At 67.0% G+C, this 17,466-nt stretch carries 14 protein-coding genes; 10 read left to right on the forward strand and 4 right to left on the reverse strand.

Annotation, left to right across the window (positions count from 1 at the left end):
• Positions 1-54: 54 nt before the first annotated feature.
• The 4 genes from C8D03_RS10970 (at position 55) to C8D03_RS10985 (ending at position 4,760) form a co-directional block, all read left to right on the forward strand.
• On the forward strand, positions 55-1,632 hold the full coding sequence (locus C8D03_RS10970) for a cytochrome ubiquinol oxidase subunit I (protein WP_108046292.1): 1,578 nt from the start codon (positions 55-57) through the stop codon (positions 1,630-1,632).
• A 7-nt stretch (positions 1,633-1,639) separates the two neighbouring features.
• Positions 1,640-2,797, forward strand: coding sequence for a cytochrome d ubiquinol oxidase subunit II (cydB, locus tag C8D03_RS10975; RefSeq protein ID WP_108046293.1), 1,158 nt, complete (start codon positions 1,640-1,642; stop codon positions 2,795-2,797).
• An 18-nt stretch (positions 2,798-2,815) separates the two neighbouring features.
• Entirely contained in the window at positions 2,816-2,953 is a 138-nt protein-coding gene (gene cydX / locus C8D03_RS10980) for a cytochrome bd-I oxidase subunit CydX (RefSeq protein WP_108046294.1), read from the forward strand.
• 199 nt (positions 2,954-3,152) lie between these two features.
• Entirely contained in the window at positions 3,153-4,760 is a 1,608-nt protein-coding gene (locus tag C8D03_RS10985; protein WP_210203916.1) for a gamma-glutamyltransferase, read from the forward strand.
• 131 nt (positions 4,761-4,891) lie between these two features.
• On the opposite strand, the gene C8D03_RS10990 is transcribed toward C8D03_RS10985, so the two are convergent.
• Positions 4,892-6,472, reverse strand: a complete 1,581-nt coding sequence (locus C8D03_RS10990) for an ABC transporter substrate-binding protein (protein WP_108051502.1) — start codon at positions 6,470-6,472, stop codon at positions 4,892-4,894.
• A gap of 116 nt (positions 6,473-6,588) precedes the next feature.
• Positions 6,589-8,082 carry an amidase gene (locus C8D03_RS10995; RefSeq protein WP_108046295.1) on the reverse strand — a complete coding sequence of 498 codons (1,494 nt, stop codon included), beginning with the start codon at positions 8,080-8,082 and terminating at the stop codon, positions 6,589-6,591.
• Positions 8,083-8,286: 204 nt separating this feature from the next.
• Here C8D03_RS10995 and C8D03_RS11000 point away from each other — a divergent pair, with 204 nt between their 5' ends.
• Positions 8,287-9,156, forward strand: coding sequence for a hypothetical protein (locus tag C8D03_RS11000; RefSeq protein WP_146170148.1), 870 nt, complete (start codon positions 8,287-8,289; stop codon positions 9,154-9,156).
• A gap of 73 nt (positions 9,157-9,229) precedes the next feature.
• Here C8D03_RS11000 and C8D03_RS11005 read toward each other — a convergent pair whose 3' ends face one another.
• Positions 9,230-10,252, reverse strand: coding sequence for a nickel/cobalt transporter (locus C8D03_RS11005; RefSeq protein WP_108046297.1), 1,023 nt, complete (start codon positions 10,250-10,252; stop codon positions 9,230-9,232).
• The gene (locus C8D03_RS11010; protein ID WP_181300875.1) at positions 10,243-10,899 is read right to left on the reverse strand and encodes a DUF1007 family protein; all 657 of its coding nucleotides are present in this window, start codon (positions 10,897-10,899) and stop codon (positions 10,243-10,245) included. The genes C8D03_RS11005 and C8D03_RS11010 overlap by 10 nt, the downstream gene beginning before the upstream one ends.
• A gap of 374 nt (positions 10,900-11,273) precedes the next feature.
• Between C8D03_RS11010 and C8D03_RS11015 the strand changes: the two genes are divergently transcribed.
• The 5 genes from C8D03_RS11015 to C8D03_RS11035 all read left to right on the forward strand — a co-directional run bounded on the left by C8D03_RS11015 (position 11,274) and on the right by C8D03_RS11035 (position 17,361).
• A complete protein-coding gene (locus tag C8D03_RS11015) occupies positions 11,274-11,948 on the forward strand; it encodes a Crp/Fnr family transcriptional regulator (RefSeq protein WP_108046299.1) in 675 nt (224 codons plus the stop codon).
• Between the two features lie 267 nt (positions 11,949-12,215).
• Positions 12,216-14,204: an AMP-dependent synthetase/ligase gene (locus tag C8D03_RS11020; protein ID WP_108046300.1), complete on the forward strand. Its 1,989-nt coding sequence runs from the start codon at positions 12,216-12,218 to the stop codon at positions 14,202-14,204.
• Positions 14,201-15,016 (forward strand): ABC transporter ATP-binding protein, encoded by an 816-nt coding sequence (locus tag C8D03_RS11025; RefSeq protein ID WP_108046301.1) that lies wholly within the window; start codon positions 14,201-14,203, stop codon positions 15,014-15,016. The genes C8D03_RS11020 and C8D03_RS11025 overlap by 4 nt, the downstream gene beginning before the upstream one ends.
• Positions 15,017-15,356: 340 nt before the next feature.
• Positions 15,357-16,271, forward strand: coding sequence for a branched-chain amino acid ABC transporter permease (locus C8D03_RS11030; protein WP_108051504.1), 915 nt, complete (start codon positions 15,357-15,359; stop codon positions 16,269-16,271).
• A 10-nt stretch (positions 16,272-16,281) separates the two neighbouring features.
• Positions 16,282-17,361 (forward strand): branched-chain amino acid ABC transporter permease, encoded by a 1,080-nt coding sequence (locus tag C8D03_RS11035; protein ID WP_108046302.1) that lies wholly within the window; start codon positions 16,282-16,284, stop codon positions 17,359-17,361.
• The last annotated feature ends 105 nt before the right edge of the window (positions 17,362-17,466 follow it).

The following is a 17,466-nucleotide window of genomic DNA, read 5'->3' on the forward strand; positions in this document are numbered from 1 at the left end:
CATTCCCGCGGCGCCGTGGCTCACAGGAGGCCGGGCACTCGCGCCGGGACGCATATGGATCTCGACATCGTCGCGCTGTCGCGCCTGCAGTTCGCCATCACGGCGCTGTACCATTTCCTCTTCGTGCCGCTGACGCTCGGGCTCTCGGTCCTGCTCGCGATCATGGAGACGGTCTACGTCATGACCGGCCGCGTGATCTGGCGCCAGATGACGAAATTCTGGGGCGTGCTGTTCGGCATCAACTTCGTGCTCGGCGTCGCGACCGGCATCGTCATGGAATTCCAGTTCGGCATGAACTGGAGCTATTACAGCCATTATGTCGGCGACATCTTCGGGGCGCCGCTCGCCATCGAGGGGCTGATGGCGTTCTTCCTGGAGGCGACCTTCGTCGGGCTGTTCTTCTTCGGCTGGGACAAGCTCTCGAAGATCGGCCATCTGGCGGCGACCTGGGCCGTGGCGCTGGGCTCCAATTTTTCGGCGCTGTGGATCCTGATCGCCAATGGCTGGATGCAGAACCCGGTCGGCTCGGCCTTCAATCCGCAGACGATGCGGATGGAGATCACCGATTTCGCCGCCGTCCTGTTCAATCCCGTGGCCCAGGCGAAGTTCGTCCACACGGTCTCGGCCGGCTATGTCGCGGCCTCGCTGTTCGTGCTCGGCGTCTCGGCCTGGTATCTGCTGAAGGGGCGCCATATCGAGCTCGCCAAGCGCTCGATGACGGTCGCCGCCTCCTTCGGGCTGGCAGCCTCGCTATCGGTCGTGGTGCTGGGCGACGAGAGCGGCTATCTCTCCTCCGAGCACCAGAAGATGAAGCTCGCCGCCATCGAGGCGATGTGGCACACCGAGCCGGCGCCTGCCGCCTTCACCCTGTTCGGCTTCCCCGACGACAAGGCGCGCGAGACGCATTTCGCGGTCCGCATCCCGGGCGTGATGGGGCTGATCGGCACGCGGTCGCTGACCACCGAACTGCCCGGCATCAAGGAGCTGGTCGATCTGGCCAAGGTCCGGATCAAGGAAGGCGTGATCGCCTTCGACGCGCTCCAGACGATCCGCGCCGCCGGCAGCACCGCCGCCGTGCCCGAAGCCGCGCGCAAGGCCTTCGAAGACAATGGCGAACGGCTCGGCTACGGGCTGCTGCTCAAGCGCTATGTCGACGATCCGCGCAAGGCGACGCCGGAGCAGATCGACAAGGCGGCCTGGGACACGGTGCCGATGGTCGCGCCGCTGTTCTGGACCTTCCGCATCATGGTCGGCCTCGGGCTGCTCTTCATCCTGCTGACGGCGGTGTTCTTCGTCCTGTCGGCGCGGCGCATGCTCGACCGCTATCCGATGCTGCTCTGGGTCGCGGTGTTCTCGATTCCGCTGCCCTGGATCGCGATCGAATGCGGCTGGTTCGTCGCCGAGGTCGGCCGCCAGCCCTGGATCATCGAGGGCGTGCTGCCGACGGCGGCCGCGGTCTCCAGCCTCGGTGCCGGCACGGTGCTCGCGACGATCATCGGCTTCGTCGTGATCTACACGATCCTGCTCATCATCGAGATGAAGCTGATGCTGGCCGCCATCCGCAAGGGACCGGAGCCCGACCACGAGCCTGAAGCCGCGCTCGTTCCCGCAAACCTCATCGCGGCGGAGTGACGCCATCATGATCCTTCATCAGCTCATCGACTACGACACGCTGCGCCTGATCTGGTGGCTGCTGCTCGGCATCCTGCTGATCGGCTTTGCCGTCATGGACGGCTTCGATCTCGGCGTCGGCATCCTGCTGCCCTTCGTCGGCAAGGGCGACGTGCAGCGGCGCGTCGTCATCAACACCATCGGCCCGGTCTGGGAGGGCAACCAGGTCTGGCTCATCCTGGGGGGCGGGGCGATCTTCGCCGCCTGGCCGCCGCTCTATGCGGTGTCGTTCTCGGGCTTCTATCTCGCGATGTTTGCGATCCTGGCCGCGCTGATCCTGCGGCCGGTCGGGTTCAAGTACCGTTCCAAGCGCCCGAGCGCGGCCTGGCGTTCCGGCTGGGACTGGGCGCTGTTCGTTGGGGGCTTCGTGCCGTCGCTGATCTTCGGCGTCGCGGTCGGCAATGTCCTGCAGGGCGTGCCATTCCGGCTCAATGACGACCTGCGCATCTTCTATGACGGCAGCTTCTTTGGCCTGCTCAATCCGTTCGCGCTGCTCTGCGGGCTTCTGTCGGTCGCGATGCTGACGATGCACGGAGCCGGCTGGCTGATGCTGAAGACGTCGGGCGAGGTCTCGGTGCGGGCGCGGCGCTATGGCAGCATCGCGGCGCTGGCGACGATCGTGCTCTTCGCGCTGGGCGGCCTGTGGCTCTGGCTCGGCGTGGACGGCTACAGGATCACCAGCACGGTGAACCCGACCGGGCCCTCCAATCCGCTGCTCAAGACCGTCGCCGTCGACGGGATGGCGTGGTTCTCCAACTATGCCGCCCGGCCCTGGCTGCTGATCGCGCCCGCGCTCGGCTTCCTCGGCGCGGCCGGGGCCTTTCTCGGCCAGCGCGGCGGGCGCCACGAGGTGCCGACCCTGCTCGCCAGCAAGCTTTCGATCTTCGGCATCATCTCGACGGTCGGCGTCTCGATGTTCCCCTTCATCCTGCCGTCCTCGGTCCAGCCGAAGGCCAGCCTGACGGTGTGGGATGCGTCCTCCAGCCATATGACGCTGTTCATCATGCTGGTTTCGACCGCGATCTTCCTGCCGATCATCCTGGCCTACACGACCTGGGTCTACCGGGTGCTGTGGGGCAAGGTCGAGGAACAGGTGATCCGCGACGAATCCGGCCACGCCTACTGATCCCGAAAGGTAACCGCCATGTGGTATTTTTCCTGGCTGCTCGGCCTGCCGCTCGCCGCCGCTTTCGCGGTGCTGAACGCGATGTGGTACGAGCTGATGGACGATGAGGCCAAGCGCAGGCAGGAGCAGGAGCAGGCGCCGCAAGCCCGGCCCTGAGCGCCTGACCCGGGCCTGATCGCCCGGCGGGGCGGGGTCTCGTGCCGTCCCGGCATGCCGCGCCGGCATGGCCCCCGGCCAATCGGGCCGGCGCATTCGTCGCCGGGCTCTGTCATATATCTTCGGCACTCGCGTCGCGGCCCCGCCGATGTCCGGCGGCCCCGCGACGCGCTCGCGCATGATGGGGGAATTCTCGCCGATGGCCGTTGTCGAACCGAAAGAGGCTGTGCCTTACCGCACGCAGAACTGGACGCTGAGCAAGCCGATGGCGAGCGGGCGCAACGGCATCGTCGTCTCGCAGAACCGCGAGGCGGCCGAGGCCGGCGCCGCGGTCCTCGAGGCCGGCGGCAACGCGGCGGATGCGGCCGTGGCGGCCTGTTTCGCGCTGGCGGCGGTCGAGCCCTGGAACAGCGGGCTCGGCGGCATCGGCTTCGCGGTCGTCCTCAAGGCCAATGAGACGACCGCCAAGGTCGTGGATTTCGGCCCTGTCGCGCCGCGCGGGGCCGACCCGGGGGCCTATCCGCTGACCGGCGAGATGAAGAAGGACCTGTTCACCTGGCCCGAGGTGGTCGGAGACGTGAACATCCACGGCCCGCTTTCCTTCGTCATCCCGTCCTCGGTCGCGGGCTACGCCAGGCTGAAGGAGAGCTTCGGCACGGCGATGCCGGTCTCGGAGTTGCTGGCGCCGGCGATCGCCCTGGCGAAGCGCGGCCTGGCGCAGGACTGGTACACGACGCTGAAGGTCTCCTCGTCGGCTTCGGTGCTGCGGCTCTATGAGGAGAGCGCGCGGATCTACCTGCCGAACGGCCTGCCGCCGGTGCCGCCCTATCAGGGCAAGCCCGGCTTCTTCCGGCTCGGCAATCTGGCGGCGACGCTGGAGCGCCTCGCCTCGGCCGGGCTCGACGATTTCTATCGTGGCGACGTCGCCGGCCGGCTTGTGGCCGATATCAAGGCGATGGGCGGCGTGGTCGATGCGCAGGACCTCGCGGATTGCAAGGCGATCGTCCGGGACGCGCCGACGATCGACTGGCGCGGCACGCATCTCGTCCACACAGCCGGCGGGCTGACGGCCGCGCCGACCTTGGAAGCCGTGGTCGAGGGCATGGCCTCGGACAAGCCCGGGCCGGCCGGGCCCGATGCGGACTGGTTCGCGACACTCTCGCGCGTGATGCGGGAGGCCTACGCCAGCCGCCTCGAAGGGTTGGGCGCAGCACAGGCCGCGAAGGAGCCGGGCGATACCTGCACCACGCATCTGACCGTCGTCGACGGCGAAGGCACGCTCGTCTCGGTGACGACGACGCTGCTCTCCTCGATGGGCAGCCGCGTCGTGCTGCCCGACACCGGCGTGCTGATGAACAACGGCATGATGTGGTTCGACCCGCGGCCCGGCAGCGCCAATGCGATCGCGCCCGGCGCCCGGCCGCTCTGCAACATGTGCCCGGTGATCGTGACGCCGAAGGATGGAAGCTGGCCGCGCTTCGCCGGCGGCTCGTCGGGCGGGCGGCGCATCCTGGCGAGCGTCTACCAGATGCTGGCCTGGACGGTGGATTGCGAGCTCAGTCTGGAGGAAGCGGCGCATCTGCCGCGCATCGACGTGTCGGGGCCGGACCAGACCAGCGCCGATCTGCGCCTGCCGGTCGAGACCCTGGCCGCGCTGGAAGCGGCCGGCCCGCTCGTCGTCGTCGAGCACGGCGTGCTGCCGATCAACTTCGCCTGCCCCAACCTGATCCGCGTCGATACCGACGGCGCCGAGGGCATCAGCGACGTGATCTCGCCCTGGTCGGCGGCGGTGGCGGCGCGGGCGTAGTTGCGAGGTACCATCCCGTCATGCTCGCCCTTGTGGCGAGCATCCACGTTTTGAACACCGCACTCGAGCGGCGAAGACATGGATGGTCGGCACAGGGCCGACCATGACGGCGAGCGTACGCCGCAGGCGTGTCAGACGCGCTTCAGGCCCCACGGATAGGGCGCCGAGCCCTTCTGCATGCCAGTCAGGCTCTTGCGATAGGCCGTGCGGATCTGGAACACGCCGAGCGGGATCGTCGCGCTCTCCTCCAGCGCCAGCCGGCCGAGCGTGGCGGCAATCTTCTTCTGCGCGGCCTCGTCGGGGGCGTAGAGCCATTCCTCCGCGAGTTCCTCGGCCTTCGCGCTCTCATACCAGCCGAACCAGCCCTTGGCGCCCTGGCCGCGCACCAGATAGGACAGCGCCGGATTGCTCCAGCCATTGGCCGATCCGGTGGTGTGGAAGATGCTCCAGCCGCCCTTCTCGACGGGCTCGCGGCTGTTGCGGCGCTGGATCACCGTTCCCCAGTCGCTGGCGACGAACTCGACGTTCATGCCGATGCTCTTGAGCAGTTCGTAGGTCACGTCGCCGAGCGGCCCGATGTCGGGGAAGTCGGTCGGGCTGATGATGACGACCTTCTCGCCATTGTAGCCGGAGTCCTTCAGCGCCGCCTTGGCCTTGTCGACGCTCTGCGGCATCAGGTCCTCGAGCTCGCCGTCGTAATAGGGCGTGCCGCGGAACCAGAGATTACGCGAGGTCTTCCAGATCGAGGTGTCGTCGCCCTGGGTGGCGCGCATATAGTCTTCTTGATTCACCGCCATGCGGACCGCGGCGCGCACCTTCGGATTGTTGAAGGGCGGCTGCAGATGGTTCATCCGCATGATGGTGCCGCGCCCGGATTCGTCCGTGACCTCGCGAGTGATGTCGGGGCTCTTGGCCAGCATCGGCTGGAGATCGCTGAGCGGCCGCTCCCACCAGTCGACCTCGCCCTTGATCAGCGCGTTCGCCGCGGTCGCCGGGTCGGGCAGGATCTGCCATTCGATGCGCTTGAAGTTCGCGACCTTGCCGCCGGCATTGCGGCTGGAGGGTTCGGTGCGGGGCTTGTACGCCTCGAACTTCTCATAGGCGACCTTGCTGCCCGAGACGAACTCAGCCGGAATGAAGCGGTAAGGGCCCGACCCGATGACTTCGGTGACCTGCTTGGTCGCATCGGTCTGCGCCAGGCGCTCCGGCATGATGAAGAGCGGCGAATCCGCCTTGGCGAGAACGTCGAGCAGCATCGGGAAGGCCCGGGTCAACTTGATCTCGAAGGTCTTGTCGTCGACCGCGGCGGATGATTCCATGACCTTTTCGAGGAGCTGGCCGTAGGGGTCGCGCTGGACCCAACGCTTGAGGCTCTGCAAGGCGTCGGCGGCCTTGACGGCGGCGCCGTCGTGGAAGGCCAGCCCGTCGCGCAGCTTGAAGCGCCAGCTCTTGCCGTCCGGCGCAACCTCGTGGCTTTCGATCATCTGCGGCTGCGGCTTGCCGGCGAGGTCGAGCCCGTAGAGCGTATCGTAGACGTAATAGCCGTGATTATTGGTCACGGTCGCTGTCGTCCAGACGGGATCGAGCGCCGTCAGGTTGGCCTGCGGCACGAATTTCAGCGTGGTCGCCGATTGCGCGGAGGCGCGCCCGATCAGGCCCGGCCCCGCCAGGGTCAGGGCAGTTGCCCCCTTCAGAAATGTACGACGCTTCATCGACTTGACCCCCTGAATGTTCTTCACAATGACTGCATGGGACGCGTGCGCAGGGAAGCCTGTCTTGGACGTTTCTGCCGTCCTGGCCTGCGGCCTCTGCGCGCAGCGCGAACGGTTCAATCGAAACCCAGGAAACCCGGCGTCTCGGCGATGCGCGGCGCAGACGCCAGCCCGGCGATGTCCGGCACCGGCCTTGCCGTCAGGGCGTCGCCTGCCAGCGCCCGCTCGAGCGCGGCCGCCACGGCCAGGACCTTGGCATCGCCGCCGCGCGGGCCGACGATCTGCAACCCGAAGGGCATGCCGTGATCGTCGAGCCCGACCGGCAACGAAATCGCCGGGTGGCCGACGGTGGTCGCGGCATAAGCCAGCGCCAGCCAGTGGAAATAGGTTCGGGTCGGCTTGCCGTCGATCTCGGCCGGGTAGAGCTCCGACCAGGGGCGCGGGCTCAGCGTGACGGCCGGCGACAGGATGACGTCGTAGTCCTCGAAGAAGCCCTGCCAGCGCTGGTAGATCGCGGTCTGCTGCTTCAGCGCGCGGGTGATGTCGAGCGCGCCATAGCGCAGGCCTTCCTCGACATTGGCGCGGACATTGGGGCCGACCATTTCGGGCGTGTCGCGGACCCTGTCATACATGTTGGCGAGGAAGGAGACCGAGCGCAGCACCTCGAAGGTCTCGTCGGTGCCGGAGCAATCCGGGGTCATCTCCTCCGCCACGGCGAACAGCGAGGAGAAGGCGCCGACCTTCTGCGCGAAGACCTTGCGGATGTGCTTTTCTGTCGGTGCGAAGCCGAAATCCGGTGTGATCGCGACCTTGAGGGAGGCGAGGTCGATGGTCTCCGGCCGCGCGAAATCCTCCGGCCGGCGGACGGTCCTGCCGTGGATCGTCGTCGCCAGCGGGTCGGCTGAATCGTCGCCGACCATGGTCGAGAGCAACAGGCAGAGATCGGGCACGGTGCGCGCCATCGGGCCGAGCACGGAGAGCGGATTCCAGCCGAGAGGGCGCTTCTCGCTCGGCACGAGGCCCGGCGAAGGCCGGAAACCGACGATGCCGTTATAGGCGGCAGGGTTGCGCAGCGAGCCGCCGGTGTCCGAGCCGGTGGCGATCGGCACCATGCCCGTCGCCAGCGCGACGCCTGAGCCGCCCGAGGAGCCGGCGGCGCATTTCATCGGGTCGAACGGGTTTCCGGTCGCGCCGTAGACGGCGTTGCGGGTGTTGGCGCCGGCGCCCCATTCGGGCGTGTTGGTCTTGCCGAGCACGATCGCGCCCGCGGCGCGCACCTTGGCGACGATGAGCTGGTCTTCGGCCGGAACATGGTCGCGGTAGAGCTGGCTGCCATAGGTTGTGCGCAGTCCCGCGACGTTTTCGAGATCCTTGACGCCGAGCGGCAGGCCGTGAAGGGCGGGCAGCGCATCGCCGCGCAGGGTGGCCGCATCGGCCGCCTTCGCGGCGGCGCGGGCGCGCTCGTCGTCGCGGGCGACCATGGCGTTGACGGCGGGATCGACGGCGTCGGTGCGCGCGATGCAGCTTTCGAGCAGTTCGACGGCGGAAAGCTTCTTGGCTCCGATCAAGGCACGGGCCTCGACGGCGCTGAGGTCGCAGGGTTCAGTCAAGGGTAGGCCTTTCTCTGGACGGTCGCGCGACGCAAGAGGCGTGCCCCGATCCGGCGCGGGCAGTCTACGCCAAAGCCGTCTGCCGTGAAGGGCCGGCAGTACAGGGATCGCACTTGCGAGGCGCGCGCCGCGCGCTGAATATCATCGGCGGAGCTGGTCCGAGACTGGCCCCGAGCGATGCCGTCCTGCGCAATGGAGGACCTGATGAGCTACTTCGCCCCATTCGTCGCCTACGCCAAGGCCAAGGACTGGAAGAACGCCTACGACCTGATCAACGGCTACAACATGCCGGGCATGCTGACCGCGCTGCAGGAGATCGGCCCACTCGCCGTGCGGGACATGCGCGCGCAGATGGCGGTCTACGATGTCTGGGGCGGACCCAATATGGAGCGCATCCGCTTCGCCATGGATGTGGTGACCAACCGCAAGCTGCCGACGCCGCCATCCTGGCTGCCGTCGGACCAGGTCCAGCAAGCGCGGGATTATCTCAAGAAGAACACCGCTCCCGCCGCTGCCGCGGGCACGAAGAAGACGATCCATCTGACATTGTTCTGGACCAGGGCCGCACTCGGCGAGACGATTTCCGGCCGGCTGATCCAGAGGGCGCGTGAAATCCTGCGGGAGAGCCTGCCGACGCATGACCTCGCGGTGCTGCCCAATCGCTACGAGGTCGCCTTCGACGGCGAGGTGCTTGGCCAGCCCGATGTCGAGAACGCGATCGCAATGGCGGAGAAGATGGTGCCGCAATCGGCGAACCGCCTCAGCGTCTTCTTCTGCAGGACGACGGCGGCCGAATGCTCGCCGGGGCAGACATGCGCGAGCTCCCCCCACGGGACGACACCGCAAATCAAGGGACGGCCCTATGTCTTCATCAACGTCGCCAATCCCAAGTCGGACTCAGGGACTCTGCTGCACGAGATCGGACATGCCGCAGGCGTCCATGTCCGCGACAGCGACGAAAACCTGAAGGACCTCGACGACATCATGAGCTACGGGCCAAACCGCTCGAAGGTCGGCTTCAACATGACGAACAAGCTCAACGCCAAGGGGCTGTTCTTCGTCACCGCGAGCTAGAGCACGGCCCGAAACGTGGAATGAAGGTTTTGGGGAAGGCTGCTGCCGTCGACGTGGACGGCGTGCCGACGCGTCAGTTTCCCTGTGCGCCGATCCAGAGACCGAGGAACAGTGCCGCGCCGAGCACGGCCAAGAAGGCCGCCGCCAGCAGTTCCAGCCCGGCAATGAGCTTTGCTGCGCGCAGCGATGAGCCGCCGGCCAGTCTGAGCGCGGCGAATTTGAAGAAGACGGCGAAGGCCGCCAGCGCCCCCGTCGTCAGGGCCGTGCCCAGCGCCATGGCGAAGGTCGCGGCGATGCCGGCCCAGAGCAGGCCCTGCGAGGCGGCGAAGACCAGGATGATCAGCGCCCCGGCGCAGGGGCGCAGGCCCGCCGCAAGGACGATTCCGGCCATCTCGCGCCAGTTGCGCAGGCGGGCGATCTCGTCGGGCGAGGGCATGTGGACATGGTCGCAGGACGGATCGTGCACCGGGGCTCCGGGGCCGAGCGCCAGCAGGGCGCCGGCCTTGCGCCAGAGCACGACGGCGCCGACGAGCGCGACGAGCGCGAAGCTCGCCGTCTCGATGGCGTCGGTGGCGATCGACATCGTCTTCGCGGTTGCGTTGAATGCGATCGTCAGGGTGCCGACCAGCGCGATCGCGACGAGGGCCTGCAGGATCGCGGCGGCGAAGCTCAGCGCCAGGCCGCGCCGGAGGCTGCGGTCGTCGGCGACGATATAGCCCGATATCACCGCCTTGCCGTGGCCGGGGCCGGCGGCATGGAAGACGCCATAGCCGAAGGCGAGCCCGAGCAGGCTCCAGAGCGCAGCCGGGCTTGCGGCCACGGCCTTCAGCGTCGCCGTCAGCTCGCGATAGAAGGAGGACTGCCAGGCGAGGAGCATTCCGCCGATGCCGGTCGTCGCGGGCAGCGCCTCGCGCGGCAAAGCAGTGCCGAAAGGATTGCGTGGCGGCGGGGGCGGCGGCGGACTCCAGGCCGCGATCGTCGCGAGCAGGAGAGCGAGCCCCGCTGCGACGACGGCGAGCGCGAGCGCCATGACGATCAGGCGCCGGGACAGCGCCGGCCACGGCAGCGGCGCAAGGCGCGGGGCATTCAGGGACATGCGACGAGCGCGCGGGTCGTGACCTGAAGCCAGCTCGTGTCGGGCGTGGCGGTGACGTCCTCCTGCGCCAGCTTCTGCTGGACCGCCGGATCGAGCTTGGGCGGGCGGGCGACGCGGACGATGCAGCCCTTGGGGGCGTCACGCGTGATCACCGCGTCGGGCGCATCGACGATGTCGAAGGCGACGAAATAGGTCGGGTCGCCGATCTCGATGCCGAAGGAGCGGTTGGCGTGGGCCGGCACCTTCAGCGGCAGGGTGTAGGTCAGGGTCAGGATCTTGTTCTCGAAGACCAGACCCGCTTCGCCCGGCTGGCCGAACTCCTGCGGCTTGCCGTTGGCCTTCGCGGTGGTGAAGAAGCCGACTTCGGGCAGGGATTCGATGTTGACCTTGGCGAGTTCGGCGAGCTCGTCCGGAGTCAGTTTGCCGTCGCCGTTCTTGTCTAGGCCCTGGGTGATATAGGCGGAATAGGCCTCGTCGAAGCTCCAGATGTGCTTCAGCGCGCGGACGGCGCCGTCGGGCGCGTACAGGATTTCGGCGCGGGCGGTGACGAAGACATGCGGGTGCGCGGAGGCCGGGGCCGGAAAACCCGCGAGGCCAAGGCAGCCGGCGAGCGCGAGCAGAGCGGAACGGGCTGGCCGCTGCGTCAAGACCGGTATCCTTTGCATGCACCGAAGCCGATGCGGCGTGGTTGATGGATCATAAACTCGACTGCCCGGGCGCGCCATCGGGCGGCCTTGCGTCGCCCGAGAATTGGCGTCGCGCGAAAACGGGGCCAAATCGCGGCGCCGCCCGCCGGGCCCCGCTCTGTCGCTGCATCATCGCCGTCATGTTCGCCCTTGTGGCGCGCGTCCACGTCCCGGAAACACGTCTCGACCAGCGAAGACGCGGATGGTCCGGACAGGCCGATCACGACGGGAGGGGCTCCGGCGCAGCGCGGGCAAAAGTCGTACTTGCCCCGGCCGCCCGGCATGGTGTCCTCTGGCTTCGGCCGCCCGGCCCTGCCCATGCTGACGAGTCGATCGTGATCCTGCCCGAGGAGCTGCGGCGTATCGCCGCCTGGTCGCGCGACCTGCGCGAAGAGGAGTTCGAGGAGGCGCGGCGTGGCATCTCGTTCAAGAGCTTCGGCAAGGGCGCCAATATCTGCCATGTCGGGGACCGGCTGGAGGCCTGGACCGGCATCGCCGAGGGGCTGGTCAAGATGTCGACCACGTCGAAGACGGGCAAATCCGCGACGCTTGCCGGGATGAGGGCCGGGGCCTGGTTCGGCGAGGGCACCGTCATCAAGGGCGAGCTGCGCCGGTATGAGTTGGTGGCGCTGCGCGAGACGCGGCTGGCGCTGATGCGGCGCCAGACCTTCCTCTGGCTTTTCGAGCATTCGGCCGCCTTCAACCGCTTCCTCGTGCACCAGTTCAACGAGCGGCTGGCCCAGTTCATCGCGCTGGCTGAGACCGAGCGCACGCTCGACTCGACCGGGCGGCTGGCGCGCAACCTCGCCTGGCTGTTCAACCCGACGCTCTATCCCGACGAAGGCCGCACGCTGGAGGTCAGCCAGGAGGAGCTCGGCCTGCTCGCCGGCATGTCGCGCCAGATCGCCAATCAGGGACTCTCGAGGCTCGCCGATCTCGGCCTGCTCGAGGTCGGTCATGGCAGCGTGACGATTCTCGATGTCGAACGGTTGGCGCGCTACGAGGGCTGAGGGCGTTTGCGGGGCGCTGCGCTCGCAATGACGGAACAGCACGGGCGGGGCAGGGTGCGGGAGGCTGCAACGCAGGTCACGATCGGGTGTCGCGTGCGGATCAAACCCACCTCTGCAAGACCATAGTCTCCAAAAGACCAATTGTCTGTCAAGCCCACCCTTGCAAAGCTCATGCGTGGCTGCGAGGCTTGCATCAACGACAAGGGCCGAATGGCCCGAACAAAGGCCGGTGCGATGTACGCCGGCTGCTCAGGGTGGAGACGGACGATGGCAAGCGCGAGCGCCGGCCAGGCGGATACCTTTCCGAAACTTCTGCTGCGCAACGAGCGTGAGCGGGGCGGGCGCGTCGCGTTCCGCCACAAGGACCTCGGCATCTGGCAGTCCTGGAACTGGGCGGAGGTGGCCGAGCAGGTCCGCAGCTTCGCGCGGGGATTGCAGGCTCTCGGGCTGAAGCGCGGCGAGAAGGTCGCGATCATCGGCTACAACCGGCCGCGGCTGTACTGGTCGATGGCGGCCGCGCAATGGCTCGGCGCCGTGCCCGTGCCGGTCTATGCCGACAGCGTCGCCGACGAGATGGCCTATGTGCTCGACCATGCCGAGGCGGTCTTCGCCTGCGTGCAGGATCAGGAGCAGGTCGACAAGATCCTCTCGATCGCGGAGCGCCTGCCGAACCTGCGCCACATGCTCTATGACGAGCCCCGGGGCCTGCGCGACTACGACCACGGCAAGCTGCATGCGATCGACGAGGTCATCGCCACCGGCCGCAAGGACCTCGCCACGAGCCCGGAGGCCAGCGCGGCGCTGGAGCGCGAGATGCTGGCCGGCAAGGGCTCCGATCTCGGCATCATCCTCTACACCTCGGGCACGACGGGCCGGCCCAAGGGCGTCATGCTCAGCCATACCAACGTCATCACGGCGGCCGAGATCGGCTGCCAGTTCGACGGGCTGAACGAGAGCGACGAGATCATCGCCTATCTGCCGATCGCCTGGGTCGGCGACCATGTCTTCTCCTATGCGCAGGCGATCGTCGCGGGCTTCTGCGTCAACTGCCCGGAGGGGCCGGAGACCGTGATCGACGACCGGCGCGAGGTCGGCACGACCTACGCCTTCGCGCCGCCGCGCGTCTTCGAGACCATGCTGACGCTGACCATGGTGCGGATGGAGGATGCCAGCGCGCTGAAGCGGAAGATGTTCCACTACTTCCTCGGCGTGGCGAAGCAATATGGCGAGAAGATCCTCAACGGCGAGAGCGTGCCGCTCGGCGGGCGCCTGCTCTACATGCTCGGCGACGTGCTGGTCTACGGACCCTTGCGCAACCGCTTCGGCCTGACGAGCATCAAGGTCGGCTACACCGCCGGCGAGGCGATCGGGCCCGAGCTGTTCCGCTTCTACCGCTCGATCGGCGTCAACCTGAAGCAGCTCTACGGACAGACGGAAGCCGGCGTCTACATCACCATGCAGCCCAATGGCGAGATCCGGGCCGATACGGTCGGGCGCCCGGCGCCGCTGGTCGAGATCCGGATCGACGAGAATGGCGAGGTGCTCTACCGCTCGCCCTCGATCTTCGGGGGCTATTTCAAGGACCCCGAGAAGACCGCCGAGACGATGACCGCCGACGGCTATGTCCGCTCCGGCGATGCCGGCTTCTTCGACGACGAGGGCCACCTCAAGATCATCGACCGGGCCAAGGATGTCGGCAAGCTCAACAGCGGCGACCTGTTCCCGCCGAAATACATCGAGAACAAGCTGAAATTCTATCCCAACATCAAGGAGGTCGTGGCCTTCGGGCAGGGCCGCGACTATGCGACGGTGGCGCTCAACATCGACCTGACGGCGGTCGGCAACTGGGCCGAGCGCAACAACGTGGTCTACGCCTCCTACCAGGAACTCGCCGGGCACGATCTGGTCTACGACATGATCGCGGAGCATGTCGACGAGGTGAACCGCTCGCTCGCGGCCGAGCCGCTGATGGGCGGGGCGCAGATCAGGCGCTTCCTGATCCTGCACAAGGAACTCGACGCCGACGATGGCGAGCTGACGCGGACCCAGAAGGTCCGGCGTGGCTTCATCGCCGAGCGCTACGCGCCGCTGGTGAATGCGCTCTATGACGGCTCGGAGGCCGCCGACATCTCGACGGAAGTGACCTTCGAGGATGGCCGCAAGGGTATGATCTCGGCGCGGGTCAAGGTGCGCGACGCCAAGACCTATCCGGTCGCGGCACCGGAACGGCAGACGCCGGCGAGGGCCGCAGCATGAACGCGGAAGCGATGAACGTGACCGGCGCCCCCGTCCGCGAGAAGAGCGAGGTGCTGCTCTCCGTCGAGAACGTCTCGCTGCGCTTCGGCGGCGTGAAGGCAATCTCGGACGTCTCCTTCGACATCCGCAAGGGCGAGGTGCGCGCCATCATCGGCCCCAATGGCGCCGGCAAGACCTCGATGCTGAACTGCATCAACGGCTTCTACCAGCCGCAGGAAGGGCAGATCATCTTCAAGGGCGAGCGCCGGCACAAGATGAGGCCGCATCGCGCCGCGGCGGCCGGCATCGCCCGTACCTTCCAGAACGTCGCCCTGTTCAAGGGCATGTCGACGCTCGACAACATCATGACCGGGCGCACGCTGAAGATGAAGCGCGGTTTCTTCTGGCAGGTGCTGCGTCAGGGCCCGGCGATGGCCGAGGAGATCGAGCATCGCAAGGTCGTCGAGGATATCATCGACTTCCTGCAGATCGAGCACATCCGCAAGCTGCCGGTGGGCAAGCTGCCCTATGGCCTGCAGAAGCGCGTCGAGCTCGGCCGGGCGCTGGCGATGGAGCCCGAGCTCCTGCTGCTCGACGAGCCGATGGCTGGCATGAACCTCGAGGAGAAGGAGGACATGTGCCGCTTCATCCTCGACGTGAACCAGCAGTTCGGCACGACGATCGCCTTGATCGAGCACGATATGGGGGTGGTCATGGACCTTTCCGACCGTGTCGTCGTGCTCGAATACGGCCGCAAGATCGCCGATGGCACGCCCAGCGAGGTCAAGGCCGACCAGAAGGTGATCGATGCCTATCTGGGAGTGGCGCATTGATGGCTGCCTTCCGCTCCCGCCCCGTGACGACGGATGGTCTTCACCGTCATGCTCGACCTTGTGGCGAGCATCCACGTCTTGAACACGGTCCTCGACCAGCGAAGACGTGGATGGTCGGGACAAGCCCGACCATGACGGAAAGCCGCGCGCATCTCTCCGCAACCTCCAACGGAGCGAACCCATGAGCGACGTCGCCGCACGGCCCGCCCCGAACCTCCTCGCCAACCCCTGGATCAAGGCCGGACTGATCCTGGCCGCCATCGTCGTCGCCGCGATCCTCGGCGCGCGGCTCGATTCCTCGGGAACGCTCTACAAGATCTTCATCGACCCCTTCGACCAGATGGTCGCGGCGCCGGACCTGCTGGCCCAGACGGTGTGGGAGGGGCTGGTTTCCGGCGTGCTCTACGCCCTGATCGCGCTCGGCTTCGTGCTGATCTTCAAGGCGTCGGGCGTGTTCAACTTCGCCCAGGGCATCATGGTGGTGTTCGCGGCGCTGACGCTGGTCGGCCTCTACGAGAAGGGCGTGCCGGCCTTCCTTGCCGTCATCCTGACGCTCGGCGTGATGTTCCTGCTCGCGGTCGCGATCGAGCGGGTGGTCTTAAGGCCGCTGGTCAACCAGCCCGACATCATCCTGTTCATGGCGACCTTCGGCATCACCTATTTCCTGATCGGGCTCGGCGAATCCGTCTTCGGCGGCAGCCCGAAGCAGATGATCGCCGACCAGCTCTGGCTGCCCAAAGGGGCGGTCGACCTGAAGATCCTCGGTGGGCTGGTCTCGCTGCAGAAGATCGACATCGCCGCCGCGATCATCGCCTCGGTGATGATCGCGGTGCTCGCCGCCTTCTTCCAGTATACCCGCATCGGGCGGGCGCTGCGGGCGGTCGCCGACAGCCACAAGGCGGCGCTTTCGGTCGGCATCTCGCTGAACCAGATCTGGGTCATCGTCTGGTTCACCGCCGGCATCGTCGCGCTGATCACCGGTATCATGTGGGGCGCGCGCTCCGACGTCTCCTTCGCGCTCGAGATCGTGGCGCTGAAGGCGCTGCCGGTGCTGATCCTGGGCGGCTTCACCTCGATCCCCGGCGCGATCATCGGGGGGCTGATCATCGGCATCGGCGAGAAGCTCGGCGAGTTCTACTGGGGCCCGCTGGTCGGCGGCGGCATCGAGAGCTGGCTGGCCTATTTCATCGCGCTGGGCTTCCTGCTGTTCCGGCCGCAGGGCCTGTTCGGCGACAAGATCATCGAGCGGATTTGAGGGCCAAGCCATGTTCTACCGCGAGGCCGGCCAGTTCAAATCGACCTACTCCGCCGACATGGCCGTGTTCCCGATCCGGCAGGACCGGATCGGGCTCGCCGTCATCCTGGGCATCGCCTTCATCGGCATTCCGCTGATCGGCAATGACTTCTTCATCACCTCGGTGATGATCCCCTTCCTGGTCTTCTCGCTGGCGGCGATCGGGCTGAACATCCTGACTGGCTATACCGGGCTGATCTCGCTCGGCACCGCGGCCTTCATGGGGGTCGGTGCCTATGCCTGCTACAAGCTGACGACCGCCTTCCCGGGCGTGAACATCATCGTGCTGATGCTGGTGTCGGGCCTGTTCTCGGCGGCGATCGGCGTGCTCTTTGGCCTGCCCTCGCTGCGGATCAAAGGCTTCTACCTCGCTGTCGCGACGCTGGCCGCGCAGTTCTTCCTGCAATGGGCCTTCGTGCGGGTGCCGTGGCTGTTCAACTACAATGCCTCGGGAGCGATCGAGGTGCCGCAGCGGCTGCTGTTCGGCATCCCCGTGACCGGCGCCTCGGCTGCCCCCGAGACCCGCTATTTCGTCTGCCTCGTCCTCGTCATCGTAATGACCTGGTTCGCCTCGAACCTCGTCCACGGCAAGATCGGCCGTTCCTGGATGGCGGTGCGCGACATGGACATCGCGGCCGAGCTGATGGGCATCAAGCTGCTCAACGCCAAGCTGCTCGCCTTCGCAGTCTCGTCCTTCTATGCCGGCGTCGCCGGCGCGATGATGATCTTCCTCTGGTATGGCGGCGGCGAGGCCAACGACGTCTTCACCATCCGCCTGTCCTTCAACATCCTGTTCATGGTCATCATCGGCGGGCTGGGTTCGCTGATCGGCTCCTTCTTCGGGGCGGCCTTCATCGCCAGCCTGCCGACGATCATGAAGTTCGGCCTGCCGGCGCTCGGCGTGCCGATGTCGGGGGCCACCGCCGAGCACGTGACCTTCATGCTGGTCGGCGCGCTGATCATCCTCTTCCTGATCGTCGAGCCGCACGGCCTGGCGCGGCTCTGGCAGATCGGCAAGCAGAAATTGCGGACGTGGCCGTTCCCCTATTGAGGCTGCGGGGGACGACCCAAGAAACGATCCGCGTCGGCCTTCAATGGCGCGGGCGAAAAGCAGACCGGCGGGGCCTTGATGCCACCGCCGGAGGAAACGAACGGA

The organism is Bosea sp. 124, assembly GCF_003046175.1.
In the GTDB taxonomy this organism is placed as follows: domain Bacteria; phylum Pseudomonadota; class Alphaproteobacteria; order Rhizobiales; family Beijerinckiaceae; genus Allobosea.

Excerpts from the sequence above, each read along its gene's own strand:
- C8D03_RS10970 (WP_108046292.1), top strand. The coding sequence starts at position 55 with ATGGATCTCGACATCGTCGCGCTGTCGCGCCTGCAGTTCGCCATCACG.
- cydB (WP_108046293.1), top strand. The coding sequence starts at position 1,640 with ATGATCCTTCATCAGCTCATCGACTACGACACGCTGCGCCTGATCTGG.
- cydX (WP_108046294.1), top strand. The coding sequence starts at position 2,816 with ATGTGGTATTTTTCCTGGCTGCTCGGCCTGCCGCTCGCCGCCGCTTTC.
- C8D03_RS10985 (WP_210203916.1), top strand. The coding sequence starts at position 3,153 with ATGGCCGTTGTCGAACCGAAAGAGGCTGTGCCTTACCGCACGCAGAAC.
- C8D03_RS10990 (WP_108051502.1), bottom strand. The coding sequence starts at position 6,472 with ATGAAGCGTCGTACATTTCTGAAGGGGGCAACTGCCCTGACCCTGGCG.
- C8D03_RS11000 (WP_146170148.1), top strand. The coding sequence starts at position 8,287 with ATGAGCTACTTCGCCCCATTCGTCGCCTACGCCAAGGCCAAGGACTGG.
- C8D03_RS11005 (WP_108046297.1), bottom strand. The coding sequence starts at position 10,252 with ATGTCCCTGAATGCCCCGCGCCTTGCGCCGCTGCCGTGGCCGGCGCTG.
- C8D03_RS11020 (WP_108046300.1), top strand. The coding sequence starts at position 12,216 with ATGGCAAGCGCGAGCGCCGGCCAGGCGGATACCTTTCCGAAACTTCTG.
- C8D03_RS11025 (WP_108046301.1), top strand. The coding sequence starts at position 14,201 with ATGAACGCGGAAGCGATGAACGTGACCGGCGCCCCCGTCCGCGAGAAG.
- C8D03_RS11030 (WP_108051504.1), top strand. The coding sequence starts at position 15,357 with ATGGTCGCGGCGCCGGACCTGCTGGCCCAGACGGTGTGGGAGGGGCTG.
- C8D03_RS11035 (WP_108046302.1), top strand. The coding sequence starts at position 16,282 with ATGTTCTACCGCGAGGCCGGCCAGTTCAAATCGACCTACTCCGCCGAC.